13 protein-coding genes and 2 pseudogenes are annotated in these 14,888 nt (G+C 68.7%); 8 read left to right on the top strand and 7 right to left on the bottom strand.

The features are described 5' to 3' along the window. The first annotated feature begins 687 nt into the window (after positions 1-687). The 7 genes and pseudogenes from VK923_05805 to VK923_05775 all read left to right on the top strand — a co-directional run bounded on the left by VK923_05805 (position 688) and on the right by VK923_05775 (position 6,710). On the top strand, positions 688-918 hold the full coding sequence (locus tag VK923_05805; protein ID HSJ44180.1) for an ATP-binding cassette domain-containing protein: 231 nt from the start codon (positions 688-690) through the stop codon (positions 916-918). A 219-nt stretch (positions 919-1,137) separates the two neighbouring features. Then, a complete protein-coding gene (locus VK923_05800; protein ID HSJ44179.1) occupies positions 1,138-2,409 on the top strand; it encodes a hypothetical protein in 1,272 nt (423 codons plus the stop codon). Positions 2,410-2,412: 3 nt separating this feature from the next. Beyond that, on the top strand, positions 2,413-4,437 hold the full coding sequence (locus VK923_05795; protein HSJ44178.1) for a CocE/NonD family hydrolase: 2,025 nt from the start codon (positions 2,413-2,415) through the stop codon (positions 4,435-4,437). Positions 4,438-4,575: 138 nt separating this feature from the next. After that, positions 4,576-4,863 (top strand): annotated as a pseudogene (locus VK923_05790) (transposase). Between the two features lie 115 nt (positions 4,864-4,978). Beyond that, positions 4,979-5,423 (top strand): annotated as a pseudogene (locus tag VK923_05785) (transposase). A 483-nt stretch (positions 5,424-5,906) separates the two neighbouring features. After that, the gene (locus tag VK923_05780) at positions 5,907-6,287 is read left to right on the top strand and encodes a nuclear transport factor 2 family protein (protein ID HSJ44177.1); all 381 of its coding nucleotides are present in this window, start codon (positions 5,907-5,909) and stop codon (positions 6,285-6,287) included. Positions 6,288-6,293: 6 nt separating this feature from the next. Further along, positions 6,294-6,710 (top strand): alpha/beta hydrolase, encoded by a 417-nt coding sequence (locus tag VK923_05775; protein ID HSJ44176.1) that lies wholly within the window; start codon positions 6,294-6,296, stop codon positions 6,708-6,710. A gap of 713 nt (positions 6,711-7,423) precedes the next feature. Here VK923_05775 and VK923_05770 read toward each other — a convergent pair. The 4 genes from VK923_05770 to VK923_05755 are packed head-to-tail and all read right to left on the bottom strand — an operon-like array spanning position 7,424 to position 11,634. Beyond that, a complete protein-coding gene (locus VK923_05770) occupies positions 7,424-8,245 on the bottom strand; it encodes a Ku protein (protein ID HSJ44175.1) in 822 nt (273 codons plus the stop codon). Beyond that, positions 8,245-10,026 carry an AAA family ATPase gene (locus tag VK923_05765; protein HSJ44174.1) on the bottom strand — a complete coding sequence of 594 codons (1,782 nt, stop codon included), beginning with the start codon at positions 10,024-10,026 and terminating at the stop codon, positions 8,245-8,247. The genes VK923_05770 and VK923_05765 overlap by 1 nt, the downstream gene beginning before the upstream one ends. After that, on the bottom strand, positions 10,023-10,937 hold the full coding sequence (locus VK923_05760) for a hypothetical protein (protein ID HSJ44173.1): 915 nt from the start codon (positions 10,935-10,937) through the stop codon (positions 10,023-10,025). The genes VK923_05765 and VK923_05760 overlap by 4 nt, the downstream gene beginning before the upstream one ends. Then, positions 10,921-11,634 (bottom strand): sigma-70 family RNA polymerase sigma factor, encoded by a 714-nt coding sequence (locus VK923_05755; protein ID HSJ44172.1) that lies wholly within the window; start codon positions 11,632-11,634, stop codon positions 10,921-10,923. The genes VK923_05760 and VK923_05755 overlap by 17 nt, the downstream gene beginning before the upstream one ends. Before the next feature lie 271 nt (positions 11,635-11,905). Here VK923_05755 and VK923_05750 point away from each other — a divergent pair, with 271 nt between their 5' ends. Next, the gene (locus tag VK923_05750) at positions 11,906-12,160 is read left to right on the top strand and encodes a hypothetical protein (protein ID HSJ44171.1); all 255 of its coding nucleotides are present in this window, start codon (positions 11,906-11,908) and stop codon (positions 12,158-12,160) included. Positions 12,161-12,504: 344 nt separating this feature from the next. Here VK923_05750 and VK923_05745 read toward each other — a convergent pair whose 3' ends face one another. From VK923_05745 to VK923_05735, 3 genes are all read right to left on the bottom strand, one after another. Continuing rightward, positions 12,505-12,918, bottom strand: coding sequence for a hypothetical protein (locus tag VK923_05745; protein ID HSJ44170.1), 414 nt, complete (start codon positions 12,916-12,918; stop codon positions 12,505-12,507). Between the two features lie 335 nt (positions 12,919-13,253). Further along, positions 13,254-13,640, bottom strand: coding sequence for a type II toxin-antitoxin system VapC family toxin (locus tag VK923_05740; GenBank protein HSJ44169.1), 387 nt, complete (start codon positions 13,638-13,640; stop codon positions 13,254-13,256). A gap of 69 nt (positions 13,641-13,709) precedes the next feature. Then, on the bottom strand, positions 13,710-13,937 hold the full coding sequence (locus VK923_05735; protein HSJ44168.1) for a type II toxin-antitoxin system Phd/YefM family antitoxin: 228 nt from the start codon (positions 13,935-13,937) through the stop codon (positions 13,710-13,712). Positions 13,938-14,888 lie beyond the last annotated feature (951 nt).

The raw sequence follows: 14,888 nt of genomic DNA, 5'->3' as shown, positions 1-14,888 counted from the left end.
GCAGCCACTCCAGGTAGTCCAGACAGTCCGCATCGGTACGAAACCAGGCCTGGAACTCGCCGACCGATCTCGGATAGTGCACACCGGCACGAGGGTGATCCACCACCCCAGCCTACTCCGGTTAAATGGATACCCCCAATGAAGCTTACCGCGCGGCTGCCACGACGAAGCGCTCCACGGCCGTCACGCAGGTGCTGCCCACGGCTCGACCATCACTAGCAGCCGCCACCGGCGGTCGTCATGATCGACTACTACCAGCGACACCCGATCCGGGTGGGACGAGTGGCCGCGGTGCACGTCGGCGATCTCATTCTCGGCTGTCAGGCTGCGCATGACGAGTTCGACAAGCCGTTCGACCGTCACCGGTCGGCCCGGTCGAGGACGGCCAGGATGCCGCGCAGCGGCTCGTCGAGCGCTTCGACGTGGCCGGCTTCCAACCGCCCGGCCGGCGGCTCGGGAGGCTCAGAAGCGCTCTGAGTGTGTCCGCAGCGGTATCGCAGCGGGCGCGATAGTCGGGTTCGCCGACGCCCATGACCGCGCGGACCGCGACGAGTTGGGACGGCAGCCGGTGCAGCTCGTCGTGGTCGTCGTCGACGATTTCATCGTGTTGTAGTTGACTGTCCAATGTCGGACCCCTCCTAGCGGGTTCGGCCGGAGCCGGGCCGGTCCCTCCGGCGCCGGGTCGCTCTGCTGTGTCTAATTTCGTGTGTCGGCAAGACCACGCTGGTGAGCCTGCTGACCCGGTTCTACGACCCCACCGAGGGTCGGATCCTGCTCGACGGCGTCGATCTGGCAGATCGGTGGCCCCGGTCACACGCCGCACGTCCTCCAGCACGTCATGCAGCGTCGTCATGCCGAGGTCCGGCAACCCGTAGGACGCGTTGGCCACGCCCGCGCCCGACAGGTACAACGCCCTGAAGCCCACGTGCTCGGCCATGATCGCCGCATAGGCGTTGATCACGCCGACCAGCTGCAGTGGCGCCTCCTCCGCCATCGCGGCCCGCAGCCGCCCACCGGCCGACGCGTCAGCAGGTCTGGGCATCACGTTCGCCTCCCCGTGTGATGCCCCGGATGCCGGAGCACACTGTCTGGACGCGCCACGGCGGACATGGCGCCATCGATGGCAGGTGGAGTGACGTGCGTAGGAACATCTTCGTCCTGGGCCTGGAAGAGCACAACCTCGCGACCCTCGAGGATCTCCCCGACGCGGACCGTTACGCGTTCCACCGGCTGCTCACCGTCGCGGAGCTGCAACAGGGCGACGAGATCCCGATCGAGCACCTGTTCGACAAGGCGCTCCGCCAGCTCGAGGCGTTCGACGCGACGATCGACGCCATCGTCGGGTACTGGGACTTCCCGATCAGCTCGATGGTGCCGATGCTCAACGACCGTGTCGGCCTGCGGTCCGCGTCGCTCGAGTCGGTCCTGAAGTGTGAGCACAAGTACTGGAGCCGCCTCGAGCAGTCGAAGGTGATCGACGAGCATCCCCGGTTCGCACTCGTCGACCTCGACGGCGAGCCCGAGCGGCCGGATCTCGACTACCCGTTCTGGGTCAAGCCGGTCAAGTCGTTCTCGGGGGAGCTGGCGTTCCGCGTCGATGATGATCACAGCTTCCATGATGCGGTGCGCACCATCCGCGACGGGATCGATCGTGTGGCGTCGCCGTTCGAGTGGGTCCTCGACCGAGCCGACCTGCCGCCCGAGATCGCGGAGGTGGGCGGCCGGGCGTGCCTGGCCGAGGAGTCCATCGACGGACATCAGGTCACGATCGAGGGCTACAGCCTGGACGGCGCCGTGGAGACGTACGGCGCCATCGACTCCCTGTGCTACCCGGACTCCCCGAGCTTCCTGCGCTTCCAGTATCCCTCCCGGCTGCCGGCCGGCGTCATCGAGCGTATGAACCAGGTTTCCGGCGCGGTGATCCGACAGGTCGGCCTCGACGCGTCGACCTTCAACGTGGAGTTCCTGTGGGATGCCGAGACCGACGACCTGCGTCTGCTCGAGGTCAATCCGCGTCACTCGCAGTCACATGCCCACCTGTTCGCGGACGTCGACGGCGCGGCGAACCACAAGGTGATGGTGGATCTCGCGCTCGGCTCCCGGCCCCGGCTGCCCCGCCGCGAGGGTCCGTACGAGGTCGCGGCGAAGTGGTTCCTGCGCAGGTTCGCCGACGGCCTGGTGACGCGCAGCCCGACGCCGGACGAGGTCGCCGCGGTCGAGTCCGAGATCCCCGGCGTCGTCGTGCACCTCGTCGCAGAGGAGGGTGACCGGTTGTCACAGCTGTACGACCAGGACAGCTACAGCTACAAGCTGGCCAACATCTACGTCGGTGCGGCGGACGAGGAGGAGCTGGCCGCCAAGTACGAGCGGTGCGTCGTGGCGCTGCCGTTCGCGTTCGACGAGGAGTGACGGATGCGGTCGGTGACGTCGCTGCCGTACCCGATCCGCGAGGACGAGCACGTGGCCATCCAGATGTCGGACGGGATCCGCCTCGCCGCCCGCATCTGGCGTCCGGTCGCCTCCGACAACGATCCCGTGCCCGCGGTCCTCGAGTTCATCCCCTACCGCAAGCGGGACCTGACGTCGCAGCGCGACTCGGTCCAGCACCCCTACATCGCCGGTCACGGCTACGCCTGTGTGCGGGTCGACCTCCGCGGCAGCGGGGACTCCGAGGGCGTGCTCACCGACGAGTACCTGCCCACCGAGCTCGACGACGCCGAGCAGGTGCTGGCCTGGCTCGCCGCGCAGCCGTGGTGCAACGGCACCACCGGGATGATGGGCATCTCGTGGGGCGGGTTCAACTCGCTGCAGATCGCCGCCCGGCGGCCGCCGGGACTGGCCGCGGTCGTGACCGTTTGCGCCAGCGACGACCGCTATGCCGACGACGTGCACTACATGGGTGGGTGCCTGCTGTCGGACAACCTGTCGTGGGCGTCGACGATGTTCGCGTACAACGCCTGCCCGCCCGATCCGGCGCTGGCCGGCGAGCGATGGCGCGACCTGTGGCTCGAGCGGATCGAAGGGAGCGGGCTCTGGCTGGAGGAGTGGCTGCGCCATCAGCGCCGGGACGAGTACTGGCGGCACGGCTCGGTGTGCGAGGACTACTCCGACATCGCGGTGCCCGTCCTGGTCGCCAGCGGATGGGCCGACGGGTACACCAACGCCGTCTTCCGACTCCTCGCGGGTCTCGACGTCCCCCGCAAGGGCCTGGTGGGTCCGTGGAGCCACAAGTACCCCCACCTCGGCAGGCCGGGACCGGCCATCGGGTTCCTCCAGGAGGTCGTCACCTGGTGGGACCGCTGGCTCAAGGGCATCGACAACGACGTACTCGACGGCCCGATGCTGCGCATCTGGATGCAGGAGAGCGTGCCGCCGTCGACCTCCTACGAGGAGCGCCCGGGTCGCTGGGTCGGCGTGCCCGAGTGGCCATCACCCGACATCGTCCCAGAGGCCCGCCCGCTCGGACGCGGCCGCATCGCGACGGTCGACGAGCAGCCGTTCGCCGAGGAGCTGACGATCGAGTCACCGCTGTCGGTCGGACAGTTCGCCGGCAAGTGGTGCTCCTACGACGCACCGCCGGACCTGCCGTACGACCAACGGGAGGAGGACGGGGGTTCGCTGGTCTTCGACAGCGGGCCGTTGACCGAGCGGTTGGAGATCCTCGGTTCGCCGGTCGTCGAGCTGGGCGTCGCCTCGAGCCGGCCGATCGCGCTGGTCGCCGTTCGCCTGTCGGACGTCGCCCCCGACGGCAGGGCGACCCGGGTCAGCTACGGCCTGCTGAACCTGACGCACCACAACGGCCACGCCCGTCCGGAGCCCTTGGAGCCGGGACGGCGGTACACCGTGCGTGTCGGCATGAACGCAATGGCCCAGGCCTTCCCGGCCGGTCATCGACTCCGGCTCTCGGTGTCCACCTCGTACTGGCCGCTGGCCTGGCCGCCTCCCGAACCGGTGCGCCTGACGGTGTTCACCGGTGCGAGCTCGCTGGAGCTGCCGGTCCGTCCGCCCCGCTCCGCCGAGGACGCCGTCCTCACGTCGTTCGGGGAGCCGGAGGGCACACCACCGATCCGTGTCACCCAGCTCGAGCCCGGCGAGCAGCGCTGGACCGTGCACCGGGACCTGACGCAGTACGAATCGACGCTCGAGGTCGTCCGGGATCTCGGCGTCGTGCGGTACGAAGACATCGCGCTGGATGTGACGCGCAACGCGCACGAGCGCTACAGCTGCGTCGGTGACGACGTCACCTCCGTGCGGGGCGAGACCCGCTGGACCGTCGGCTTCCGCCGGGACGGGTGGGAGGCTATGACCGTCACCAGGACGGTGCTCACGTCGACGCGTACCGACTTCGTCCTGCACGCCCAGCTCGACGCGTTCGACGACGACGAACGCGTGGCATCCCGGAACTGGCACGTGACCATCCCCAGGGACCACGTCTGAAGTGGCTGGCCTGTCGGGAGGGCAGCCGTCCGGTCCGATGTAGCAAGCGGTCACGAGGTCGGATCATGCCCATACGGAGGTAGTCGAGATCGACGCCGCCGCGCTCAGCACGGTCAACGGTGCGCCGCCACCACCGTTCCCGAACTCGATCCACCAGACGGTCACCGGCAGTGGGGTGATCACCGTCGTATCGTCAATGGGGTGCTGTGGCGCACCCGCACCGGGGCGCCGTGGCGGGACATGCCCGCTGCGTACGGCAAGTGGGAGACGGTGTATTACCGGCATCGCCGCTGGTCAGCGGACGGCACCTGGGAACGCGTGCTGGATGGGCTGCGTGCCGGCTGCGACGTCGGCGGCGGTGACGCCTGGACGGTGGGGATCGACTCGACGGTGGTGCGTGCGCACTGCGACGCGGCCGGCGCCCGGTGTCGGCCGCCGGTCGATGTGCCGGCGGAGCGGTTGGTGGGCGTGTTGGCCGACGCCACGGCGGCGTCGGGGCACACAGGGGGGCCGGTCGAATGACAAGGATCCCGTCTCGCACGGCCGCGGTGGGCGGGATCGGGAGGCGATCGGGCGGTCCCGCGGCGGGCTGAGCACCAAGATCCATCTGCTGGCCGATCCCCCGTTGTCGGCCGTTGGCGCGGGTGGTGACCGCGGGCCAGCGCAACGATGCGTTGGGGTTCGCGCCGCTGTTGGCCAGGTTGCGGGTCCGTCGGTGTGGGCGGGGACGGCCGCGGACCCGCCCGGGGGTGTTGTTAGGTGACAAGGCGTACTCGGCGCGGCGGATCCGCGACCAGCTGCGGCGGCGGCGGATCCGGGCGGTGATCGCCGAGCCGGCCGATCAGACCGCGAACCGGCGGCGGCGCGGGTCAGCCGGCGGCCGGCCCCCGGCGTTCGACGCCGACGCCTACCGGGCGCGCAACACCGTCGAGCGGGCGGTCCGCAAGCTCAAGGCGCACCGAGCGGTCGCGATGCGCACCGACAAACGCGAGTACATCTACTGCGGCACGATCGACGTCGCGTCGCTCCGCATCTGGCTACGCGACCTCACCCGCCATCCACCAAACACGACCTAGCTGTTTGGCACCGGCGAGCATCCCACGAAGCCACTGTGCCTCGACCACACGACATCATCGCAGCACGACGGGTCTGCCACGGGTCGGTCACCACCACTCGCGCGGCAGCCGGCGCTCGCCGTCCGGGCGGCCCTCGTGCTTTGATCCACTTCGCGATCGTGGTCCGGTGATACCCCGTCGCCTCGGCATCGTTGACCGGCTTCGGGACCAGGGCCCACGAGTCCCTCATGTCCCGCCGGCAGACCACAGACAGACCCACAACCGATGAGATCGGTGCAGTGGTCCCGTCTAACCGAGCGTCGACGTACCTTGACCCGCCTTCGGAGGACACCGTGTCCAAGGAAGCGCAACAAGGTCAGATGCCAACCTCCATCACGAAGGGCAGACACGATCATGACCAAGACAACCGACGAGGTCATCGACCGCTTCAACCAGGCGTTCCAAGAGCGGGACGCCACCCTCCTCGAGGACATCATCGCTCCTCACTGCGTCATGGAGAGCGTCCAGCCAGCCCCTGACGGCACCCGCTACGAGGGCTATGACGCGTCGTTCAGCTCCTGGAAGGCGCTCATCGAGGACACCACCAGCCACTTCGAGGTCGAGGACGTCCACACCGGCGACGAGTGGGCGCTCATCCGCTGGCGGTACGTCTGGGGCCCCGGCCCCGACGACTCGGTCCGTGGCGTCAACGTCATGCAGGTCATCGACGGCAAGATCGTCGAGGCCGCCGGCTACTCGAAGACCGCGCCGGTCGTCGCCGCCCTGAAGAGCTGACGGCCGATGACCACCGTCAACGCTAATAAGGTCGCCCTGGGAATCGAGTCCTTTGGTGGCGATGACGCACCACTCGTCCTGCTCGCGGGCGGGACGACGATGCTCTCCTGGCCCGACGCGCTCTGCGAGCGCCTCGCCGCCGGCGGGCGGCGCGTGGTGCGCTACGACCTGCGCGACAGCGGCGAGTCGACGACGGCGAACCCGACGGCGCCCGCTTACACCCTGCGCGACCTCGCCGCCGACGCCGCTGCCCTTGCCGACGCTCTCGGCGGCGGGCCCGCGCACCTCGCCGGGATCGGCGTCAGCGGGATGGTCGCCCAGGTCGCCGTGCTCAACTATCCGAGCGCGTTCTCGGCGCTCACCCTGGCCGGCACCGCCACATCTACCAACGTGTCGACTGCATCCTCGCCCGCCCAGCCATGACCGCCGGTTCGGTCACGGTCCCCCGCGCCTTCGCCGCGGGTGGACTTGTCGACGGCGTCCACCCATCCGACCACGACCCCGTCGTTGCCGAGATCGACCAGTGATCCGCCGTCCCGCCATCCGCGTCACGGCCTACATGCGGGGGATCGAGTCATGTCAAGCCCACTTGACGTAGCCAGCGTTGCCAATTGGCTACGTAGGCCCGGTCATCCTGGTGTGTCCGCCGATCTCCCCGCTCGACATGCACGGCCTGGCTGCCGCTGCGGGCGTCGTCACTGCCCTGGCGGGCCTGCCAGCCACGCCGCCGCCGTCGCACGAGAATGGGCAAACCGGACGTCGTGGGTGCCGCGGACCTCACGGTCGACGTCGCCGGCGCCGCCGTGCGCGCCGATGGACGTACGGTCCGGAAGGCACGCTCCTTACCATCTACGGGACCGGCGCGCGGCACCTGTGGTCCTTGGCAGCCTTCGCATCGTGACGACCGCGAGTGACCCTCACCTGCACCGATGGCGAGGCATGGTGCGTCTGCCATGTTCGAACGCACACGGGGTCACCGGCCGGAACAGGAGGCGGTGCGATGCACGCGGACCCGACGGCACTGGCCGCAGATCGACCGTCGCATCGTCGCGCTGCCGCACCGGACGACGCAGTCCATCCGTGACGTGCGGCGAACGTACTCCACGCAGCTACGCGACGAGGACGGCGGGTTGCACTCATGACGGGTTCCGCTCGGCGTCAGCGCTCCGTGCACGTGCGGCGCGGGTGCGTTCCTCGATGCTGCGTCGCAGCGCCTCCAGCAGCCCGGCGGCCTTCTCCGCCGGCGCGGGCGGGCGCTCGATGACGACCCCGTCACCGCGGGCCTTGCGGTCGATCAGCGCGTCGACACGCTCCTGATAGGTGTCGCGGTACCGCGAATGATCCCAGTCCGTCGCCATGAACCGGATGAGCTGCTGGGCGATCTCGAGCTGCAGATCATCGGGTTCGCGGTCCACCGGTGCACGGTCGACCGCGTCGACACCACGAACCTCGTCGGCGAAGTACATCGTCGACAGACCCAACACCTGCCCAATGGGCCGGATCGTCGCGAGATACTGCTTGTCCCGCATCACGAAACGTCCGATCGCGACCTTGCCGGTGTTGACCATCGCCCGCCGCAACAGCTCGTATGGACCCTCGGCGACCTCGCCGTCGGGCCCGAGGTAGTACGTCGTGTCCCACACCACCGGATCGATGTCGTTCAAAGCGACGAAGTCCTCGATCTCCAGTGCGCGGCTGCGACCCGGCTTGACCGCCTCGAGCTCCTCCGGCGTGACGATGACATGGCGGCCATCCCCGATGTCGGCGCCCTTGACGATGTGGTCATAGTCGACCTCTTCACCGGTGTCCTCGGTGACACGTCTGTTGCGGATGCGCTGGCCGGCGCCTCGCTTGAACTGGTGGAAGGTCGGCTTGTGGGACGAGGCCGCCGTGTACAGCCGCACCGGCACGGTCACCAGGCCGAAGCTGATCGCACCCGTCCAGATCGCGCGTGCCATCAGGGTGCTCCTTTCGTTCCGTCACCGCGGGGACGCCGCCGCACGTAGCGGATTGACGCTTCCGGCACATCCGCGGCCAGCTGCCGGGCGATGGCGTGCTCGTAGGTCGTCACCACCAGCTGTCGCGGACCGCCCGTGCGGGTGGCGGTGGCGAGCGCGGCGGCGACCACGCGTCGCGCCCGGGGGTCGAGGTGCTCGAGGGGCTCGTCGAACCATGCGAACGGCAGACGGGTCGATGTGGCCAGCACGAGCAGGTGCGTGACCAGGCGAGCCCAGATGCGCTCACCACCGCTGAGCGAGTTCCACGGCAGCTCCCGGTCGCCGACGACGCGGACGATCGTGCCGTCAGGCTTCAGTTGGAGACCCTCTTCGCCGAAGAGTTGCTTCCACCGGAACCTGATCTGTTGCGAGAGCGGCTCGATGTATCCGCGTATGAGCTGCCCAGTGGCCTCGTCGAGTGCGGCTGCGACAGCGCCGGTGATCGCCTCCCGCCGGTACGCCTTGCGTTGTGTCTCGTCCGCTCGCCGGAGCGCCTCGTCATCGGCAAGAGCGAGCTTGATCCGCTCCCGCTCGTGTTCGAGGCGGCCAGACTGCGTATCGTGCTCCTGGAGCGCGGCGAGCGCCTCGTCGACCAGGGCATCCGCGTCGCCGTCGGGGCGGCCGTCGGTCGAGGCGACTGGCACCGGAGGCAGAAGCGTCAGCTCCTGACGGAGCTTGTCGAGTCGAGCGACCCGCTTCTCGATCGCCGCAGCCGTGGCCTGCCAGTTGGTCTCCTGCTGCGCGGCCCCGTCGGCATCGATCTGCTGGGCTCGCACGGCTTCGGCCAGTTCCCCGCCATGGAATGGCCGCAGGCAGGTGGGACACGACGGCGTGTCGGTCTGGAGCAACGCGAGTGCGTTCTGCGCCGATCGAGCTCTGACGCGCGCGTCGATGATGCGCTCCGAGACGTCCGCCAGTTCGGCGCGGGCGTCGGAAAGGGCCGCGTCGACTGCAGCGGTGAGCTCATCGGCCCCGGCCTCCAGACCGAGCGTGCGGGCGGTCCGCATGACGTCGGCGAGCGCGTGTTCGTAGCGTCCGGTCTCGGCGGCGTGGCGGGTCCAGTCCGTCGCTCGATCGCGGGCGACGTGTGCCTCGTCGAGCGCCGCCTTCAGTCGACTGCGTCGCTCGTGCCGTTCGGCGATGGCGCCGTCGAGCTGTTCGAGCTCGGCTTGGATCGCCGCTCTGTCGGCGACTCCCTGCTTCGCGACGGACCGGACGTCCTCCCGCTGCCTGGCGGCCGCCCTCGCCATGGCGGCGCTCTGCTCGGCCGCCGCCCGCAGCGCGGTGATGCCGAACGCGTCGTACAGGTGGTCCTCGAGGTCGAGCGCCCGTTCGCTCGCGACGTGCCCGCCGCCGATCATCAACGAGAGCTGTGCGGCGACCGCCGGCTGCACCGCGAAGACGTCGTGTAGCAGGGACTGGAGGTCGCGCTCGGTGATGCGGTCGCCGTTGAGCTCATGGTCGGCTGAGGGTCTGCCTCGGTCCGTCACCGTGCGGCGGATGGCGAGGCGGTCACCATTCAGCGACAAGGTGACCTCGGCCTCGGCGCTGGTGGAACCGACCCGGATGTGGTCACGCGCGTTGACCTTGGCTTGGTCGCCGAAGATCGCCCAGGCCATGCCGAGCAGCAGTGAGGTCTTCCCCACCCCGTTCGGCGCCACGACGAACGTCGTCCCTGGCTCGAAGCTCAGGTCGAGGCTATCGAAGGCGCGCCAGCGTCGAAGCTGGAGTCGTTCGATCATGTGGCGCCTGCCAGCGCGTCGACCCGGGACTCGAGGGTCGCGTGATCCAGCCCGGTGATCGCGTCGAGCACGAGCTCGCCAATTGCGTCGATCTCCGGTTCCCCGATGTCGGACCAGGTGGCCCGTTTCGCGTCGATCTTGGCTCGACGGCCATCCTGGACGATGTGTTCGACGGCGCGGCGCGCGGCGTCGCGGGCGACGGCGGCGGGATCCACGTCGTCGGCGCGCATGGCGGCCAGATCGACCGTCGTGTCCAGGGCGGGCGCGATCTCGTCCAGGTAGGCGCGGACGGTGTCCTCCAGCGGCATGATCGGTCGATGCATCACCGGTCGTGCGACGGTGCCGGCAGGGGTCTCGATGTACGGCTCGGTGTCGAACGGATCGACCGCGATGCTGGAGAGCTCGTCGCCGGGGTGCACGACGATGACGCCGGCGGTGTCAGGGAACGCGCCGTAGAGCGGACCGGCGACGGCGGCCGGATCCAGCGAAGCCAGCCTCGACGGCTCCACATCGGAGCGGATCTGGATGCGCAGGCGCTGTGCGCTGACGAGCGCGACGAAGTCCGAGCCGATGCCGATCGCGGCAGCGGCGTTGTCCGGCCAGATGTCCACGTGGAACGGTGCATACAGGGTCAGCCGGTCACGGATCCTGTGGAGCAGGTCATCGCGAGGGTCAACGTCGTGTGCCTCCAACGCCGTTTCGAGTGGCGTGCCGGCGAGCAGCTGCTCCAGCGACGGTCGCGACGCGTACGGGTCGATCCCGCGCCCCGCCTCGAGGCTGCCGATCAGCGCCTCGGCGCGGGCGCGTTCCTCGACGTCGAGATCATCGAGCGCCGGAGCCTCGCCCAGGCCTTCGAGGTGGTCGATGAAGGCCTCGACCACGGCGTCGACACGATCATCCGATGCGGTCATCCGCTCCTCCTACGAAGTCGCTGACCGCTCGGAACGCGGGGTCGTCATGCGCAGCGGCGAGCAGTTTCCTGGCGGCCTGCCCGTAGATCTGACCGACCCGCTGGCCGGTCAGCCCGAGCGTGCGGCCAACCTCGGCCCGGCTGCGCCCGAAGTGGTGGATCTCGAAGAAGATCTGCCGGTCGCGGTCGCTGAGCAGCTTTCGTGCGAGCCGCAGCAGGATCAACTGCTGGCGCGACGCGATGAACTCGGCCTTAGTGTCGGCGTCGGCCGGCACCGCGTCCAGCGGATCGTGACCGCCGTCTGCGTTGGACAACGGCACCACGTTCATCTCGCGATCGTGCGCGCCTTCGCTGTCAACCGAGGAGGTCCGCCGTCCCCTGGTGGCGCGTCGGATCGCGTCGACCGCCTTGTTGCGAGCGATTCCGACAGCCAGGGCCTCCCATGTGGTGGTCAGTCCTGACGGCGGATAGCTGAGCAGCGCAAGCGTCGCCGTCTGGAGCACGTCGTCGGGGCTCTCACCGCCGGCGAGGGTGTGCTCGTGACGTGCCCCGGCGTCCCCTCTGCCGACCGTGGCCCTGAAGGGGTGCATGACCTTCTGGATCTGGATGTACATCACGTCGAGGATCGCTTCAAGCCGTGCCCGATCCTGCAGCAGCGGGTGATCCTGGAGGGGTCGGCGGGATCCACTCGCCGTCATCGGTCACGACTGATGTCGCGATCGGGCGGCGGATCGAAAGCTTCGCGGGTCTCGGTCCCGCGAAACATGCGGCGGATCGGCTCCGCCGGACAGGAATCCAGGAGCCTGGTTCCGCGATGCACGCGGCGACCACCTCCAGTCTCCGGTCCGGCGAGCCGATCCACTGTGGTCGCGAGACGGGTGACCCGCGGCACTGACGCTTTCGATTCAACACGAGTTCACGACAAGGGCAATACCTATCACTCAGCAACACGAGGGAACGCCAGAACTCATGGCTGACAGGATCAGGCCGCCGGCCAGCAAGCCCGTCCACTTCGTCATCGACGGACGGCCGTTCGACACCACGGAGCTGCGCCAGACCGCAAACGCGGTCCTGCGCATGGCCGACCTCGACCCGAGCGTGTTTGACCTGGGTGAGCTCAGCAGCGATCGCCGGGTGGCCGAGACGTTCGCCGCCGACGAGATCGTCGAGATCCACCAAGGCGCCCAGTTCGTGTCCATCCCCCGCGACACCGACACCGCATGATTGCTCACCGCGTCTCGGGCTATGGTCTCGGCACCGCCGAGCGATCCAGTCGGAACGAGCGCCACTGCAGGCGATCGAGATCCCATGCCACCAAGTACCAACGGCAGCGGCGGAAGCCCTGGCGGTAGGGCTCGACCTGCCGCTGGCTCTCGACACCATCGCGGTCGCGGTCGGCGAACATGATCGCCTGGGCTGCTCCACGGCCAGCAAATCCACCGGCGGGCACAGCGGTGACGGTGGCAAAGTGCGCTTCCACCCTGCGGCGATCGCGGTCCGTGTCGCCCTGGCACCGGACAGATTGGTCCTTTCACGCTTGCGGCGTAGAAGCGGCATCTGACCCCCTTTCATGGTCGAGCCCCGAGGATCTCGACGAGGTTTCGCAGGATCCCGCTCATCAGCGGACCGACGGAATCCGATGACGCCGGGTGGGTCCAGCGTCGGGCCGGAGGTTCCGGCGATGAGCTGGGCGGAGACCAGCCAAGCGCGACCACGAGGGTGGCGAGCAGCGCGCGGTTGACGAAGCGCTCGAGGATGCGGACGCTGCGGTCACCGGCGAGCAGGCGCACGTTGACGGTGAGCGTCCCCAGTCGGCGGTGCTGGCGATGCGGTTGATACGTCGCGGGAGTCGCCGCAGGATCAACCACGACGAACTCGAAGCCGCGACCAGTGGCAACGCCGACCCCATAGGCCGAGTGGGAATGCGCAGACGGGAACGGGATCAGCCGCTCGCCGATCCCATCGAACCTGCCGGAGAGCATCACCGAGGCCAAGCGGTCCCCTAGCTGCGCCTGTCGATGAACGGGACTGCCCCTGCGAACGGAGCTGACAGCTGCGCTGCGCGAAGTGCAGCGACACAAAGCCGGCGCGTCAGTGGCCGAGCGTGCGCACACCAATCCAACGCCTGTCGAGACGGGCTACGTCGAGGCAGACGCACCCACGTCCGATCGTGTTCGACCGCCACGCAGCGTAGAAACCGCACAGGCACGACGTCTTTCGTCCAATACGAACCGACGGGTCCATTGATGTCGCTCCGCGTCCCGTCGTGTCTGGGCGACCCCGACGGCTACGTTGCTGGCTACGTCGGGGCTCTCGTTCATGTCGATAGCACATCGATCCCGTACCGTCCGATGATCTGGTCGGCGGTCACCAAGCGCAGGTCGTCCACAATGGCCTGCGCGATGAGCATGCGGTCGAACGGGTCGTTGTGGTGCGGCGGCAGCGTCGCAGCGGTGCGCGTGTACCGACCGGTGATCGGCAGCTCGACAAAGCCGTTGCCGGTCACCTCGGCGGCGAGATCGATGACATCGACGTCAAGCTCGAGGCGTCCGAGCGCGGTCTTGATCTCGGCCTCCCACAGGCTCGCCGCGCTCACGAACGCCATCACCGAGCTGTCGGCAATCGTCGCGCGAGCATCGCGCGACAACTGCGGGTCGTCCACCAGCCACCACAGGAACACGTGGGTGTCCAACAACAGCGACATCAACCGCTCCGACCCGTCGGGCGATGTCGCGAAGCCACCCCGGCTGGGACGGCGTAGGTCGTCAGCACGTCACCCGCCGAAGGCGTCGGCCAGCTCGTCGGGCAGCGGGTCGTCGAAGTCCTCCGCGATCCGAATGCGTCCGCGCAGGCTCCCCGGCCGACGCTGCGGCGCCGTGTGCGCGACGAGGCGAGCGATCGGCTGGTTGTTGCGGGCGATCACGATCTCCTCACCCTGCTCGACACGCTCGAGCAACCGCGACAGGTGGGTCTTCGCTTCGTGAACATTCACGATCGTCATGAACTTAGTCTAGTCTAGTCACATCACGCTGGCAAGCGTGCGTCGACGGCCGCAGCGAGGACATGGATCGAACCGCTACACCAGCGGCGCCGTCGTGCAACGCATCTATCACCGCGCCGTGCGGTCCTATCACTCGCCGAACGAACATCGAACGCTGGAGTCCCCCTGGAAGCAGGACAGCGGGTCAACCACAAGCGGGGGAACGGCTGACTCGCCGCGAGCGACATCGGCAACCACTGCCCGCGGAAACGCCGGTCATTGACGAAGCAGGATGCACAGTCGGCGCCGGCGCCGAACCTTCCGCCTGGGCGCGCCCGCCGCCGCGCCCCAAGGTGCGGTGGCTGGCGCCGTTGACAGCATTGTGCGACGGCAAGGGCCCCGGCGTGACCCCAAATACGCCGAATCGGCTGGACGGCACGAGGTGGTCAGACCTGACCAGGCCCGCCCCGGCGCCCGCGGCCGGACAGTGGTGGTCATCACCGGCGCGGGAAGCGGTCGGCCCGTCGCGCGGGCCACTGACATGGTTCGCGGAGCCGGGACTCGAACCGGCGAGACGTGCATGACGCCTACCAGTTCTTGAAGCACGCCGAGCAGCGTGCTCACCCTACACGCTCGGCGACAGCACGCCCTGACGTCGCCGCCGAACATGGCCGAGAGTGAAGAGTGGCCTACAACCAGTCGCGCGTTCGTGGTCCCTCCGACGTAGCCAACGTAGCCACCCTGGCTACGTTCACCCGACCGAAGCTTACGCCTATCGGACCCTAGTGTGCCGTCCGCTTGTTTGGCTGAGAAATTTGATGTGGTGCTCGCGTCAGTTCGTTGACGGCGAGCAAAGGGCGTGGGATGGGGCGGCGTGGGCGGCCGACGGTGGCGATCGCGTTGACCGACGACGAGCGTGAGACGCTGCAGCGCTGGGCGCGGCGGCACTCGTCGTCGCAGGCGTTGGCGTTG

The sequence above is a fragment of the Euzebyales bacterium genome (assembly GCA_035461305.1).
Lineage (GTDB): Bacteria > Actinomycetota > Nitriliruptoria > Euzebyales > JAHELV01 > JAHELV01.
The sequence above is the reverse complement of the archived record's forward strand: the minus strand, read 5'-3'. Positions and strand labels throughout refer to the sequence as shown.